The sequence below is a fragment of the Woodsholea maritima DSM 17123 genome (genome assembly GCF_000382325.1).
GTDB lineage: Bacteria > Pseudomonadota > Alphaproteobacteria > Caulobacterales > Maricaulaceae > Woodsholea > Woodsholea maritima.
The window spans coordinates 130500-145695 of record NZ_KB908059.1 but is presented as its reverse complement, the minus strand read 5'-3'; the positions used below and the strand labels follow the sequence as shown (position 1 = coordinate 145695).

The 15196-nt window shown below is 55.4% G+C and carries 17 protein-coding genes; 2 read left to right on the top strand and 15 right to left on the bottom strand.

Annotation, left to right across the window (positions count from 1 at the left end; genetic code table 11):
* Positions 1-47: 47 nt before the first annotated feature.
* Complete coding sequence (locus H151_RS0110985; RefSeq protein ID WP_019961719.1) at positions 48-557, top strand: outer membrane protein assembly factor BamE; 510 nt, start codon at positions 48-50, stop codon at positions 555-557.
* Positions 558-630: 73 nt separating this feature from the next.
* Here the strand turns inward: H151_RS0110985 and H151_RS0110980 are convergent, their stop codons facing one another.
* The 10 genes from H151_RS0110980 to glyA all read right to left on the bottom strand — a co-directional run bounded on the left by H151_RS0110980 (position 631) and on the right by glyA (position 9756).
* Entirely contained in the window at positions 631-2781 is a 2151-nt protein-coding gene (locus H151_RS0110980) for a sodium-translocating pyrophosphatase (protein ID WP_019961718.1), read from the bottom strand.
* A 178-nt stretch (positions 2782-2959) separates the two neighbouring features.
* Positions 2960-3505, bottom strand: a complete 546-nt coding sequence (locus H151_RS0110975; RefSeq protein ID WP_019961717.1) for a hypothetical protein — start codon at positions 3503-3505, stop codon at positions 2960-2962.
* 23 nt (positions 3506-3528) lie between these two features.
* A complete protein-coding gene (gene thiL, locus H151_RS0110970) occupies positions 3529-4509 on the bottom strand; it encodes a thiamine-phosphate kinase (RefSeq protein WP_019961716.1) in 981 nt (326 codons plus the stop codon).
* A 2-nt stretch (positions 4510-4511) separates the two neighbouring features.
* The gene (gene nusB, locus H151_RS0110965; protein ID WP_019961715.1) at positions 4512-5045 is read right to left on the bottom strand and encodes a transcription antitermination factor NusB; all 534 of its coding nucleotides are present in this window, start codon (positions 5043-5045) and stop codon (positions 4512-4514) included.
* 9 nt (positions 5046-5054) lie between these two features.
* Positions 5055-5489 carry a 6,7-dimethyl-8-ribityllumazine synthase gene (locus H151_RS0110960; protein WP_156823481.1) on the bottom strand — a complete coding sequence of 145 codons (435 nt, stop codon included), beginning with the start codon at positions 5487-5489 and terminating at the stop codon, positions 5055-5057.
* Positions 5476-6612, bottom strand: coding sequence for a 3,4-dihydroxy-2-butanone-4-phosphate synthase (gene ribB / locus H151_RS16230; protein ID WP_019961713.1), 1137 nt, complete (start codon positions 6610-6612; stop codon positions 5476-5478). Before ribB ends, H151_RS0110960 begins: the two co-directional genes overlap by 14 nt.
* 56 nt (positions 6613-6668) lie before the next feature.
* Positions 6669-7274, bottom strand: a complete 606-nt coding sequence (locus tag H151_RS0110950; protein ID WP_019961712.1) for a riboflavin synthase — start codon at positions 7272-7274, stop codon at positions 6669-6671.
* The gene (locus tag H151_RS0110945; protein ID WP_019961711.1) at positions 7256-7945 is read right to left on the bottom strand and encodes a RibD family protein; all 690 of its coding nucleotides are present in this window, start codon (positions 7943-7945) and stop codon (positions 7256-7258) included. The genes H151_RS0110950 and H151_RS0110945 overlap by 19 nt, the downstream gene beginning before the upstream one ends.
* Entirely contained in the window at positions 7942-8445 is a 504-nt protein-coding gene (gene nrdR / locus H151_RS0110940; protein WP_019961710.1) for a transcriptional regulator NrdR, read from the bottom strand. The genes H151_RS0110945 and nrdR overlap by 4 nt, the downstream gene beginning before the upstream one ends.
* A gap of 9 nt (positions 8446-8454) precedes the next feature.
* Positions 8455-9756: a serine hydroxymethyltransferase gene (gene glyA / locus H151_RS0110935; RefSeq protein ID WP_019961709.1), complete on the bottom strand. Its 1302-nt coding sequence runs from the start codon at positions 9754-9756 to the stop codon at positions 8455-8457.
* A gap of 237 nt (positions 9757-9993) precedes the next feature.
* Here glyA and H151_RS0110930 point away from each other — a divergent pair, with 237 nt between their 5' ends.
* Positions 9994-10416 carry a MucR family transcriptional regulator gene (locus H151_RS0110930; RefSeq protein WP_019961708.1) on the top strand — a complete coding sequence of 141 codons (423 nt, stop codon included), beginning with the start codon at positions 9994-9996 and terminating at the stop codon, positions 10414-10416.
* A 13-nt stretch (positions 10417-10429) separates the two neighbouring features.
* Here H151_RS0110930 and H151_RS16225 read toward each other — a convergent pair whose 3' ends face one another.
* The 5 genes from H151_RS16225 to H151_RS0110905 form a co-directional block, all read right to left on the bottom strand.
* Entirely contained in the window at positions 10430-10687 is a 258-nt protein-coding gene (locus tag H151_RS16225) for a DUF6898 family protein (protein WP_019961707.1), read from the bottom strand.
* The gene (gene hemA, locus H151_RS0110920) at positions 10684-11901 is read right to left on the bottom strand and encodes a 5-aminolevulinate synthase (RefSeq protein ID WP_019961706.1); all 1218 of its coding nucleotides are present in this window, start codon (positions 11899-11901) and stop codon (positions 10684-10686) included. Before hemA ends, H151_RS16225 begins: the two co-directional genes overlap by 4 nt.
* A gap of 123 nt (positions 11902-12024) precedes the next feature.
* Positions 12025-12927 carry a 3-hydroxyisobutyrate dehydrogenase gene (gene mmsB / locus H151_RS0110915; protein WP_019961705.1) on the bottom strand — a complete coding sequence of 301 codons (903 nt, stop codon included), beginning with the start codon at positions 12925-12927 and terminating at the stop codon, positions 12025-12027.
* Between the two features lie 3 nt (positions 12928-12930).
* A complete protein-coding gene (locus H151_RS0110910) occupies positions 12931-13989 on the bottom strand; it encodes an enoyl-CoA hydratase/isomerase family protein (RefSeq protein WP_019961704.1) in 1059 nt (352 codons plus the stop codon).
* The gene (locus H151_RS0110905) at positions 13986-15122 is read right to left on the bottom strand and encodes an isobutyryl-CoA dehydrogenase (RefSeq protein ID WP_019961703.1); all 1137 of its coding nucleotides are present in this window, start codon (positions 15120-15122) and stop codon (positions 13986-13988) included. The genes H151_RS0110910 and H151_RS0110905 overlap by 4 nt, the downstream gene beginning before the upstream one ends.
* Between the last annotated feature and the right edge of the window lie 74 nt (positions 15123-15196).

Here is a 15196-nt window from a genome sequence, read left to right as displayed (position 1 = left end):
CGTATAATGTGCGCACGTATGAGTAATCAAGGAAGGTAGACCACCTGATGAGTTTTCCTCGCACCCGTATCGCAGCTCTGGGCCTTCTTGTTATCAGTGCAGGCCTGTTGAGCGCGTGTAACCCAACGCTGCGCAGCCATGGCTTTCGCTACACCGATGGTGAAGTGCCTGAGATTCTCGTTGGTCAGGACACCCAGGCCAGCGTGATGTCGACTTTGGGCAATCCCTCTACCCGCGGCGTGTTCGAGACGGATACCTGGTATTATATCTCTGCGACCCGCGAAACCCTGGCCTATCGCCGCCCGGAAACGCGCGACCGGCGCATCATCGCCGTACGCTTTGATGACAATGGCGTGGTTTCAGCTGTCGACGAATTTGGTCTGGAAAACGGACGTGTCGTTGCCGTTGTGGGCCGTGAAACCCCGACCCGTGGGCGCGAGCTGACCATTCTGGAGCAAATCCTGGGCAATGTCGGACGCCTGCCCACGGAACAATTTGGCGGTGAGCAGAACTTGCCCGGCGGTGCCGGTGGCCCCCGCACCGATGGTGGACGCTAAAACCCTACTGTAATCAAAGAAAAACCCCCGCGTCCAAGACGTGGGGGTTTTTTATTACACACAAGTATCAACCTTAGAATCGTGCTGCCAGAACCGCGAGCAACAGCAAGGCCACGATATTGGTGATCTTGATCATCGGATTGACCGCAGGTCCAGCCGTATCCTTGTAAGGATCGCCCACGGTATCACCCGTAACGGCCGCCTTATGGGCATCCGACCCCTTGCCGCCATGATGACCGTCTTCGATATATTTCTTGGCATTGTCCCAGGCCCCGCCGCCGGCGGTCATGGAAACGGCCACGAACAGCCCGGTAACGATCACCCCCATCAACATCGCGCCCACCGCGGCCAAAGCTTCGGCCTTACCGGCGACAAAGGTGATCACGATGAATAGCACGATGGGAGAGAGCACCGGCAATAACGAAGGTATGATCATTTCGCGGATCGCTGCGCCCGTTAACAGGTCCACGGCCCGGCCATAATCGGGCTTGACCTCGCCCTTCATAATCCCTGGATTTTCACGGAACTGGCGACGCACTTCTTCGACCACGGCCTGCGCCGCGCGTCCCACAGCGGTCATCGACATCCCCCCGAAGAGGAAGGGAAGCAGACCGCCGAAGAAGAGCCCCACAACGACATAAGGGTTTTGCAGCGAGAAATTGACCACGATGTCGGCAAAGAAGGGATAATCTTCGGGGTGGCTGGCAAAGTAAGAGAGGTCCTCGGTATAAGCGGCGAACAGCACCAAAGCCCCCAGCCCGGCTGAACCAATGGCATAGCCCTTGGTGACGGCTTTGGTGGTATTGCCCACAGCATCGAGCGCATCGGTGGTTTCACGCACCGCACTGTCCAACTCAGCCATTTCAGCTATCCCGCCCGCATTGTCCGTAACAGGACCGAAGGCATCAAGAGCCACGACCATTCCGGCCAGCGCCAACATGGTGGTCACAGCAACGGCAATGCCATAAAGCCCGGCCAGGTTAAACGTCACGACAATGCCGATAATGATGATGAGGGCAGGAAGCGCGGTTGCCTCCAGCGACACCGCCAAGCCCTGAATCACATTCGTGCCATGCCCGGATTCGGACGCCTTCGCGACCGAGCGCACGGGGTGATATTGCGTGCCGGTGTAATATTCCGTCACCCAGACAATGGCACCGGTGACGACAAGCCCCGCCAAACCACACAGCAAAAGGTCCAGCCCCGTCATAGTTACACCAGAGCTGGTGGTGATCGTCTGATCAAAGCCGATCAGCTGATAGGTCACGCCCGCAACCCCAATGAGGGAGAAGACGGCAGAGGCAATAAAGCCCTTATAAAGCGCGCCCATGACATGGGTTGACCCTTTGGAAAGGCGCACAAAAAACGTCCCCAGGACTGAGGCCAGGATACAGACCCCGCCAATCGCCAGCGGATAGATCATCATGGTATCAACTGTCACCGCACCGACGGCATCACGAAAGAAGATCGAGGCCAGCACCATGGTCGCTACCGCCGTAACGGCATAGGTTTCAAACAGATCGGCGGCCATGCCTGCGCAGTCACCCACATTGTCCCCGACATTGTCGGCAATGGTGGCGGCATTACGCGGATCATCTTCAGGGATATTGGCTTCGACCTTACCGACCATATCCCCGCCAACATCAGCGCCCTTGGTGAAGATCCCGCCGCCCAAACGCGCAAAGATGGAAATCAACGACGCCCCAAAGCCAAGCGCGACCAAGCCATCAATCACTGTGCGATGATCAGTCACCGCACTAAAAGCGCCATTCGGGGCCAGGAAGGCGTAATAGACCGTGACAGCCAAAAGCGCGAGCCCGACCACTAAAAGTCCCGTGACCGAACCGGATTTGAAAGCCATCGCCAGGCCCGCTTGCAGGCCCTTTCGTGAGGCTTCGGTGGTGCGCACATTGGCCCGTACCGAGACCAGCATGCCGATAAAGCCCGCCAGACCCGACAGGACCGCCCCTGTTAAAAAGCCCACTGCAACGATGGGCCCCAGCAGAAATCCAACAAGGATCAAAATCACCACACCAACCATAGCGATGGTGGTATATTGACGGCGCAGATAGGCATTGGCGCCTTCTTGAATGGCCGCGGCAATCTCCTGCATACGCTCATTGCCCGGAGATGCGGAAAGAATGGCGCGAATTTGGAGCGCCCCATAGAGCAAAGCCAGCACGCCCGCAGCGATCACCAGCCATAACCAGTTTTGTACACTCATTCGAGATTCTGCCTTTTTCCAAGTCTAATGCTTGTTTCAGAAGGCAAAAGCGACTTTATTCTATATAAATCAGCCATCATTTACCCTCCCCGAATAGAAAACTATGCCGGAGGGTTAATGCGCTGGCAATACTTGATCTAAACTTGTCTTTGAACGAATTTAATCTTGCGCTGCAACATTAGCCATTAAGATCACGCCGGTCACCGCCCAAAATCCGTAGCTCAGTAATGACGACCGGCGCCATCAAGCGATTGAGCTCGGCCAAAATCGCGTCATGGGCTTCGCTATCGTCAAAGCTACGTTGCGGGCCATTTTGAAAGGGATGCTCGTGAACGACCTTAATGATCCCATCCAGCAGAATATGCGCTTTTTGGCGAACCTGGTTTTCTGCGTTATTGGACTCAATCAAAACCCGTGGCACGACAAAGGCATAGGCCACCATGCGGCCATTCTCGACGATAGGCGCGACCACGGCCGGTAAATCGACATAAGGCCCGTCGGGGGTCGAAAACTCTTGATTGGTTTCGGCGAGCGCGCGTTCATTGTCGCTGATGATATCAAAGCCCGCCATAATGCGATTGGCAGGTCCGGCGGGTTCACCGCCATGGCCCCCACCATGTCCATCATCAGGCGGTGGGCTAGCATAACTCACGCCAAAAGAAGCACTTAGCGCGAGAAGCATCGCAGACAAGATCATCGACAATGTTTTGCAAAACTGGGTCATAGGCTGAGCTTAGCCCAAAGCCCTCAAAAATGGGTAAAGCCCGGCTGAGAAAGGGCGACATCCTGGCCCTGATAGCGCACCTTTTTGTCCGGGCCGGGCGTAAACACACCCACTTGCGTAACGCGGTGATGGCGCGTTTGGGCATAGGCTTGAAACTCATCCCATTTTTCAGGGCGAATGGCCCCGATGATTTGGTAATCATCACCGGCACTGGCGAGATAGCTTAACGCTTGGCCGGGATTGGCTTGGCTGTGAAGCCAAGCGCGGGCCGCATCCGACAGCGGCAAGCGCTCAAGATCCAGGCTCAATCCACACCCGCTGGCCGTGGCGATATGGGAAAGATCGCTCAACAGACCGTCGGAAATATCCGCCGAAGCCCTCAGATAGTGGGGAAGATCATCCACCAAGGCCAAGGGCGGTTCAGGACGGCGCAAAGCCTTTAAAAGCGTACTTTGATGATCTTGGGCGAGGCTCAACTCCCCCAACGCACATTGCAGGCCCAGCCCCGCATCGCCGATCAGGCCCGTCACGACGATAAGATCACCGGCCTTTGCGCCTGCACGCCGGATCATCCCGGCACCCTTGACCCAGCCAAGCGCTGTAATCGACACGGTGAACGGCCCATCGCTGAGCGTGGTATCCCCGCCCATCAAGGCCAGGTCAAAACGCGTTTGCGCCGCTTTCAAGCCTTCCGCCCAGGCATCGCGGTCTTTCAGCCGTGCACGGGTCCAGGCCATGGACACCAGATAGCCCGCAGGCTTAGCGCCTTTGGCCACCAGGTCCGAGACATTGACCGCCAGAGCCTTCCAAGCGATGTCTTCAAGGCTATCGCTGGGCAGGAAGTGGCGATCTTCGACCAGCATATCGCTGGTTATCACCAGAGTATGGCCGGGCTTAACGGGGATTTGCGCCGCATCATCGCGCAGAGCAAAGGCACCAGGCCAATCCGCACTTAAGGGCGCGAGGGCGCGCGCGATATAATCGAACTCGCCCTCATCACTCATGATTAGAACTCGTCTGGGCGGGCCTTGCGGGCAATCGCATCCAAAGTCCCATTGACGAAGCCGGGCTCTGGGCCTTCAAAGAAGGCCTTTGTGATCTCGACATATTCATCGATCACAACTTTGGCCGGGACATCATTGCGCTCAACCAACTCATAGCCGCCAGAGCGCAAAATCGCACGCACCGTGGCATCAATGCGCTTGAGCGACCAGCCCTCTTTCAAGGTTTCTGCGGCCAGGCTGTCGACTTTATTCTGCGCCTTCACCACCCCTTCAAGAAGGTTTTCAAAGAAGGTCTCATCGGCCTCTAAACGGTCATCCTGGTGAAGGTCATGCATTTCACCCTCGCCTTCACCTTCGGCGTTTTCCTCAACACGATCAGGCACATAATCACGCGGCTTCAAGCGATGATTGAGGAATTCCAGCGTGACTTCACGCGCACCGCGCCCGGAGATTTCCATCTGATAAAGCGCTTGGACCGCAGCGAGACGCGCCGTACGGCGCAGGCGGGCACGAGATTGAGAGGCCGTTTCAGTCATAATCGGATATTAGCTTTCAAACTTATCTTTAATGGCCATCATAGCCAGACAGGCCACGGCTGCGCCGCCGCCTTTATTCTTTTCATTCAGGCGCGCACGGGCACGCGCCTGCAGGATATTTTCTACGGTGATGATACCATTGCCGATCGCAACCCCTTCTAGGGTCAGATCCATGATCCCACGCGCCGATTCGTTGCACACCGTATCATAATGACTGGTTTCACCCCGGATCACACACCCCAAAGCGACATAGCCCTCATAGCCCGCCTTGGCGTTTTCACAGATCGCGATGACGCCTGGAATTTCCAACGCGCCGGGTACCTCAATCACATCATAGCCGACACCGGCTTTATCAAGAGCGTCTTTGGCCCCTGCCAATAGATCGGCGCTGATCTCTTCATAGAAAGGCGCAGAAATGATCAGTACTTTTTTACTCGCCGTCATGCGGGCCTCCATCAATATCGCGCTGTTCTACGATCTCTAAGCCATAGCCTTCAAGCCCGACAATGGTTTGTGGCGCGGTTGAGAGCAAGATCATCTTGCGCACACCCACATCCAACAGAATTTGCGCGCCGTGACCATATTCACGAAGGCGCTTGGCATGGAGATCATCGCCGCTCTCAACTGGCTTCGCGCCGAAATATTCGGTAATCGCGAAGGGATTAGATTCGCGAATGAAGACCATAACCCCCGGCCCCTCATGGGCGGCGAGCGCCTTAAGCCCTTCTTCCACCAGATTGGCGCGCTTTTCACCCGCGCCTAAAATATCATCGGCAAAGGTGACTTTATGCATGCGCACCAAGGTCGGCGTTTCGGGCTTGGGGGCCCCCTTGATCAAGGCCACATGCTCAACATGATCAATCATGGAGCGGAAGACCGCGACGCGGAAATTTGCGCCATAGCGGGTGTGAACCTCGCTATCAAGGCGACGCTCAACAAAACGGTCATGCTTACGCCGATAGGCGATCAGATCGGCAATGGTGCCGATTTTCAGGCCATGATGCTGGGCGATGGCGATCAACTCTGGCAGACGAGCCATGGTGCCATCTTCATTCATGATCTCGCAGATCACGCCAGAGGGATTTAAGCCCGCCAAACGCGCCACATCGACGGAGGCTTCGGTATGGCCCGCGCGGACCAATACCCCGCCATCACGCGCCATCAAGGGAAAGACATGGCCCGGCGTCACAATGTCGTCCGCGCCCTTGGTCGGATCAATCGCGGCCGCAATCGTGCGTGCGCGATCGGCCGCAGAAATACCTGTGGTGACACCTTCCCTGGCCTCGATCGACACGGTGAAGTTGGTCGAATGGCGCGTGCCGTTTTCGCGCGTCATCAAGGGCAGGTTCAACGTGCGGGTACGTTCACCGGTCAAGGTCAAACAGATAAGCCCGCGACCATAGCGTGCCATGAAATTAACCGCCTCAGGCGTAGCAAATTGCGCCGGGATCACCAGATCGCCTTCATTCTCGCGATCTTCAGCATCGACCAGAATGAACATGCGACCATTCCGGGCATCTTCAATAATATCTTCGATCGGCGAAAGCGGGCTATCAAGACCTGACATGGAAAGCCTGTAGGGTAAGGCCGAGCCCCATCGAGATGAGGAGCGGACAGAAAAACTTAAGTCTGGGCAGTTTGGCTGAGGCGCGCGGCGTAGCGCGCCATGACATCCACCTCAAGGTTTACACGCATGCCTGACTGTAATTGGCCCAGAGTTGTGACCTCTGCGGTATGGGGAATGATCATCAGATCGAAGATATCGCCCTCAATACCATTCACAGTCAAGGATACGCCTTCAACGGTAATCGAGCCCTTATGCGCTATAAAGCGCGAAAGCGCAGCCGGGGCCTTCACTTTAAAGCCAATCCAACCGGTTTGATCCTGGCGTTCAACCACCTCACCGACACCATCGACATGACCTTGAACGATATGGCCGCCCAATTCATCGCCAATTTTCAGCGCGCGTTCCAGATTGATGGTATCGCCAACTTTCCAATCGCCAAGGGTTGTTACGGCCAAAGTCTCCGGCGAGACCTCAACGATAAAGCGCGAGCCCTTGGGATCTGGATGGATCTCCACCAGGGTCAGGCAGACGCCGTTATGGGCAATGGAAGCCCCCAGTTTAAGATCATCATGGGGGTAGGATGAGCGAACTTCAAACCGACGCACAGGCCCCTGAGTAAGGGAATGTAAAACACCTTGGTCGGTTATAAGTCCTGTGAACATGAGGGCGTGTCCTGATAGATATAGCTTTCCCAGAGATCGCTACCGGCGGCCTGGGATTGAACACGCTGAAAATGGGCCGCTTGGGCGATCTCAACAAGCCCTAAATCTGCAATTACATTAAGTCCGTCACCGCCCAGAATAATTGGCGCGCGAAACCACTCGATATGGGTGACGAGCCCAGTTTTCAAGCCGCTGGCCGCCAAAGCCCCGCCGGCCTCGATCATGATCGCATCCATGCCGCGTTCACGTAAGCGCTCAACCACGGTGGTGAGGGAGACACGGCCCTCTTGAATAGGGCATTCGATGACCACCGCACCGCGCGCTTCATAATCGGCGCGGCGTTCAGCCTGCAAAGGCCCAGTGAAGAGATAGCAGGGGCTCTCAGCGCTGGAGAAAATCTTGGCATCCAAGGGCGTGCGCCCATGGGTATCAATCACCGCGCGCGCAGGCTGATCAGACCCTTCCAGGCCGCGCACATTCAACTGAGGGTCATCAGACAAGACTGTACCTACACCGGTCACGATCACATCATGCTCGGCGCGGATATGGTGCACACATTGACGCGATAATGCGTTGGTAATCCACTGGGACTTGCCATTTGCCAGGGCAATTTTTCCGTCCAGGGATGTCGCAACTTTCAACGTGACACGGCCTTCAATCGGCACGCTCACGCAGAGCCCTCCTCGCTCATATCACCCTCCTCATCCTCCACAAGGGGGGATGATAACCGCTCACCTTTAATAAAGTCCGAAAAGTCCGCAACTTCTCTGAAATCTTTATAAACGGAGGCGTAACGCACATAGGCCACGGGATCGAGATTGCGCAATCCCTCCATGATCAATTTGCCAATGCGTTCAGAGGAAATATCGGTATCACCGCCACTTTCCAGGCGGCGCACAATGCCCGACACCATCTGCTCGATGCGGTCGCGCTCGATGGCGCGCTTTTGCGAGGCGAGCAAGATGGAGCGGATCAATTTGTCGCGGTCGAAGGCCACGCGCTTACCATCGCGCTTCACCACCTGAAGATCACGCAATTGCACACGCTCAAACGTCGTGTAACGCGCCCCACAGCTTGGGCATTGGCGCCGACGACGGATGGCCTGGCCATCCTCCGCCGGACGCGAATCCTTCACTTGGGTATCAGGGTGTGAGCAAAACGGACAGCGCATGCGCCTAGCTTAGCCCAGTTCAGGATAGATTGGGAAGCGGGCACACATGGCCAAAACTTCTTCACGAATGCGCGCTTCGACGGCGCTATCGCCTTCAGGATTGGCCGCGAGCGCTTCAAGAACCTCACCAATCATTTCACCGACGCGGCGGAATTCGACCTGACCAAAGCCCCGTGTGGTCGCCGCAGGGGCCCCTAAACGCAGACCCGAAGTCACCGTTGGCTTTTCCGGATCAAAGGGCACACCGTTTTTATTACACGTCATGTGCGCGCGCTCCAAAGCGGCTTCAGAGACATTGCCCTTCAGGCCCTTTGGACGCAAATCCAGCAAGATCAGATGACTGTCGGTACCGCCAGAGACCAGATCAAAACCCCGTTCAATCAGGGCCTCGCCCATCACCTTAGTGTTTTCTACGACATTGCGGATATAGACCTTATACTCTGGCTTCAATGCTTCACCAAAGGCAACCGCTTTACCGGCGATGACGTGCATCAAAGGCCCGCCTTGAATGCCAGGGAAAATCGCGGAATTGAATTTCTTGCCTAGCCCTTCATCGCGCGACAAAATCATACCCCCGCGTGGACCGCGAAGCGTCTTGTGCGTCGTGGTGGTGACGGCATCGGCGTATTCGATGGGGTTAGGATAAGCCCCGCCCGCAACCAAGCCCGCAAAGTGCGCCATATCCACCATCAGATAGGCCCCGACCTCATCACAGATCTCGCGGAAGGCTTTAAAGTCGATCACGCGTGGATAGGCTGAGCCTCCGGCAATGATCATTTGTGGTTTTACGTCGCGCGCTTGATCACGCAGCTTATCGTAATCAATCAAGTGATCGTCTTCACGCACACCATAGGAGTGCGCTTCAAACCACTTGCCCGAAACATTGGGGCGTGCACCATGGGTCAAGTGACCACCGGCCGCCAGATCAAGACCTAAAATCTTATCGCCGGGCTTCAACAGCGCCATGAAGACGCCCTGATTGGCCTGACTGCCAGAATTGGGCTGAACATTGACGTAGGCGGCACCGAAGAGCTGCTTTGCGCGCTCAATCGCCAGTGATTCGGCAATATCGACGAACTCACACCCGCCATAATAGCGACGGCCCGGATAGCCCTCGGCATATTTGTTGGTCAGAGGCGAGCCTTGCGCTTCAAGGACCGCGCGCGAGACGATATTTTCTGACGCGATCAATTCGATCTGGTCTTGCTGGCGTTTGATCTCTTTTGCAATCGCTGATGCGATTTCGGGATCAACCGTTGCTAAACCCTCGTTAAAGAAAGAATTTGGGGCTTGATAGTGAGCATCCGCCATGGCGCGCCTCCTGATGAGTGAGCTTATATTGCTACTCTCATATGACGAGCCAGACCAAAGAACAACCATCACATGATGTCTTTAGGTGCAATCATATTTGATTGAATAAGAAAACTGCGGGCAAATCAATTATAGATACAGTTTCTATAAGACTAGGACTTGCCCGACTCTATGATTTATCCTATGACCTATATTCATCGGGTCACCACATCGCTATATATGAGAGAGATAAAGAATATGAGTGAAGAAACCCAATTACCGGTCGATAACGAAGAACTCCTGCGCATGACAACTGATGTTGTGGCCTCTTTCCTCAGCCACAATTCTGTTCCCGCCGACAGCATTCCAGATCTTATCCGCTCTGTTCACGCCACCATGAAAGACGTTTCTGGGGAAGAGCAGAAGGTTGAAGTTAAAACGAAACCAGCTGTTCCAGTTTCTAAATCCGTCACCGACGAATATATCGTTTGCTTGGAAGACGGCAAGAAATTGAAAATGTTGAAGCGCTATCTACGTTCACAATACGATATGTCACCAGACGAATACCGCCGTAAATGGGGTCTGCCTGCTGACTATCCTATGGTTGCGCCAAGCTATTCTCGCCGCCGTTCTGATTTTGCTAAAGAAATCGGCCTGGGCCGCGGCGCTGGTAAAGACTAAGCCAGCGACAGCTTTATGCTAACAAACCCCGGCCTTTAGGCCGGGGTTTTGTTTTATTGCCTGAAGATGAGCTTTTGTCCTGTTGCAAACGCCGGGTCAACTTACCCAAAGCGATATGTTCCAGATCAGATTTCGCGGCTTTGAGCGGTCCGGTGGCCACAGCCTCCACACCGCTTTCAACATCCACCGCAATGACGCGTTGAAACTCGCCGCGCTTGATAAATTCAACAATAATCTCGCGGCCCTCTAAAGGATCGCGGCGTGTTGTCATGCAACGCGCTCCACGGCGTATTTCTTGTACACCACATCCAGAGCCGTAATCAGGTCTTCAAACATGGTATCGGTATGTAAGGGCGTCGGGGTCAGGCGCATGCGCTCTGTCCCTTTGGGCACTGTGGGATAATTAATGGGCTGAACATAGATATTATGCTCGTCCAGCAACGCATCGGTAATGCGCTTACATTGCACCGGATCACCGACATGCACGGGCACGATATGGGTGACGGAGCTGTCCAGCACCGGATAGCCCGCGGCGCGCAGGCGCGCCTTCAAGGTCGCGGCGCGTTCGTGATGGGCTTCACGCAAATGATTGGCAGATTTTAAATATTGTACACTCGCCCACGCGCCCGCCGCCAGGGTCGGTGCCAGAGACGTGGTGAAAATGAAACCCGGAGCCCAAGAGCGGATGGCATCAACGATCATCGCGTCCGCGGCGATATACCCGCCCATCACACCAAAGGCCTTACCTAAAGTACCCTCGATAATGTCAAAGCGGTCCATCAACCCTTCGCGTTCGGCAATCCCGGCCCCGCGTAGACCATAAAGGCCCACCGCGTGAACTTCATCGAGATAGGTCAACGCGTTATACTTGTCAGCCAGATCGCACACGGCTTTCAAAGGACCGACATCGCCGTCCATGGAATAGACTGATTCCAGCGCGATCAGCTTGGGCGCATCAAAGGGCGCAGCCTTTAGCAGCTCTTCCAAATGCGCGACATCATTGTGACGCCAAACATGTTTTTCACATTTCGCGCCCTTCACGCCTTCAATCATGGAGGCGTGATTAAGCTCATCAGAGAAAATGATGAGACCGGGCAAAATCTTGCCCAGGGTCGCGAGCGTCGCCTGGTTCGCGATATAGCCGGAAGTGAACAAAAGCGCGGCTTCTTTTTGATGAAGATCGGCTAAAGAGCGCTCTAATTCGACATGATAATGCGTGGTGCCAGAGATATTACGCGTACCGCCTGCCCCGGCCCCGACATCGTCAATGGCCTGCTTCATGGTGCCGATCACGCAAGGGCTTTGGCCCATGCCCAGATAGTCATTGGAACACCACACGGTGACTTCGCGCACATCACCGGCTTCAGAGCGGTAACGCGCACGCGGAAATTCACCGCGTTTACGCAAGAGATCAGCAAACACCCGATAGCGCCCTTCGGCGCGAACGCGGGTTACGGCAGAACGGAAAGCGTTTTTATAATCCATTATATCCATCCGCCTGATAACTCAGGCTGAACTCCATATGATGTATCCGATGGTCCAGATATACCCTTATTTTTAATCCGGGGATCTGGACACATGGACGCAGGGTCAACTCGCTCGCAAGGCTTAAGAGTTTGAGCCCGCCTCACCTTCTAGAAACTTAATCATGGCGGAGAAATCCATGCCGCCACCGCCTGCTGCATCGAAAGCCTCATATAGGCTTTCTGCACGCTCGCCCATAGGGGTATGTGCATCAACATGCTTGGCCGCATCTTGCGCCAGCTTCAGATCCTTCAGCATCATTGCGACCGCGAAGCCTGGCTTATAGTCGCGATTTGACGGCGCAGTCGGTACGGGACCCGGGGCCGGACAATAGCTGGTGAGTGACCAGTTCTGACCCGAAGCTTTCGAGGCGATGTCAAAGAAGCTTTGATCAGAAAGACCTAATTTGCGAGCCAAATTAAAGGCTTCACAGGTCCCGATCATGTGAATGCCCAACAGCATATTATTGCAGATCTTCGCCGCCTGACCTGCACCGGCAACCCCGGCATGAATCACCGCTTTACCCATAGCGTTCAGGAAAGGCTCAGCCGCCTTAAAGGCATCATCACGCCCGCCCACCATAAAGGTCAAAGTGCCCGCTTCTGCAGCGGCAACTCCGCCAGACACCGGAGCGTCGACGAATTTGATGCCCTTTTCGGCCGCCGCCGCGCCAACTGCGCGCGCTGATTCGACGTCAATGGTGGAGCAATCCATGATCACGCAGTGATCATCAACCTTGGCCAAAACGCCCTCATCGCCTTCATAAACGCCGCGCACATGCTTACCCGCGGGCAGCATGGTGATCACGGCGTCAGCGCCGGTGACCGCTTCGGTGACACTGGCCGCAGCCTGTGCGCCCTTGGCCACCAGAGCGGCAATCGCGTCGGGATTGAGGTCAAACACATGAACGTCATGACCGGCTTTGACCTGGTTGGCGGCCATGCCAGAGCCCATATTCCCTAGTCCGATGAAGGCGATGCGTGCCATTGTCTACTCCCCGATAAATGTCAGTTCTTGATCGTCGTCCAAAGGCTCAAACATGGCGTTGACGGCCTGGGCACTCACCTCTGACAAGGTTTTGGGCGACCATTGCGGATTATTATCTTTGTCCAAGATGACGGCGCGCACGCCTTCATAAAAATCTACGCCGGTAAGGAAATGCATGGACAGGCGTAAATCCTGTTTCATCACCTCACGGAAGCTCATCTTGGCGCCTTTATGAAGGGCTGCAAGTGTCACCTTCATCGCGAAAGGAGATTTGGTGCGCAAGATCGCGGCTTGCTTGGTTGACCAGCTATCGCCCGCCGCATCCAAGCGCGCCAGGATCGCTTCAACGCTATCCTTGATGAAGGCCGCATCGACCAGACCGCGCGCCAGCGCCCAATCCGAAGACCCGGCATCACCTGCATGCGCTTCTAAGGTCGCTTCAAGCGCCTCACCCTCTTCATCGAGATGGGCTTTTTGCAAGTCCTCGATCAAGGCCGCGTGCTTATCAGACGGCACATAATGGGTGGCAATGCCGCTGGCCAAAACATCGGCGGTTTTCAGACGCGCGCCCGACAGCCCCATCCACGTCCCCAGCTCGCCGGGTAGATGAGAGAGGAAATATGATCCACCAACATCGGGGAAATAACCAATGCCGGTTTCAGGCATCGCCAACATGGTGCGATCGCCGGCCACACGGTGAGAACCGGGCATGGAAATCCCCACGCCGCCGCCCATCGTGATGCCATCAATCAAGGCGATGAAGGGCTTAGGATATTCCTGAATCAGAACATTCAAGCGATATTCGTCGCGCCAAAATTCATAGGCGCGGGTGTCCTTGGCTGTGCCTGATTCGGCGAGCAGGCGGATATCCCCGCCCGCGCAGAAGGCTTTCTCACCGGCCGCATCCACGAGCACGGCCTTGACCTCGCCATCGTCTTTCCACGCCAAGAGCGCCTTGGTCATCTCCAGACACATATCATGGGTCAAGGCGTTCAGCGCCTGAGGACGATTAAGGGTGATACGCCCGATTTGGCCGACTTTTCCTGCGATAATCTCACTCATCGTTGAAGATCCTTGGCAATGATGACGCGCATAATCTCATTGGTGCCTTCCAGGATTTGGTGCACACGTAAATCGCGCACAATACGCTCAATCGGATAGTCTTTGAGATAGCCATACCCGCCATGCAATTGCAGGGCATCATTGGCGATTTTAGAGCCGAGATCGGTGGCAAAGCGTTTGGCCATCGCACAATATTTTGCCGCCGAAGGATCATTCGCATCCACCGAAGCCGCAGCACGGTAGAGCATCAGGCGTGAAGCTTCCAACTCCGTGGCCATATCGGCCAGCTTGAATTGCGAGTTTTGGAACACGCCAATCGGCTTACCAAATTGCTGGCGATCCTTTGTGTATTGCAGTGCGGTTTCAAAGGCGAATTGCGCTCCGCCCAGGGAACAGGCCCCGATATTGATCCGCCCACCATTGAGACCCTTCATGGCGATGTTAAAGCCAATGCCTTCCTCGCCGATCAGATTTTCGGCTGGAACACGGCAATCTTCAAAATTGACCACGGCGGTGGGTTGGGAATTCCAGCCCATCTTTTTCTCATTCGCCCCGAAGGACAGGCCTGGCGTGCCCTTCTCGACCAAAATCGTGGAAATGCCCTTTGGCCCCTCACCGCCGGTGCGCACCATCACGACATAAACGTCAGAGACCCCGCCGCCGGAGATGAAGGCTTTTGAGCCATTAAGGACATAGTGATCACCATCACGCACCGCCTTGGTGCGTAAAGACGCCGCATCGGAGCCCGCGCCCGGTTCGGTTAGGCAGTAAGAGCCGATCAGCTCCATCGTGGTCAGCTTCGGCAGCCATTTCTGGCGCTGGGCTTCACTGCCCCAGCTATCGACAATCCAAGACACCATATTGTGAATGGAGATAAAGGCCGCCGTCGACACACATCCTTGGGAAAGCTGTTCAAAGATCAAGGCCGCGTCCAGACGCGACAGGCCAGACCCGCCGACATCATCACGCACATAAATCCCGGCAAAGCCCATTTGCGCCGCCGCGCGCAGGGTATCCACGGGAAAATGCTTTTTCTCATCCCATTCTGCCGCGAAGGGTTTTAATTGATCGTCTGCAAACTTACGCGCAGCATCCTGGATGAGGGTTTGATCTTCACTCAGCTCGAAATGCACCGAACAACTCCTTATCTATTTGGCCGAAGCCCTAGCGCGCGTTTGGCCGCTCGGCAAGATCTATAGCTTCATAA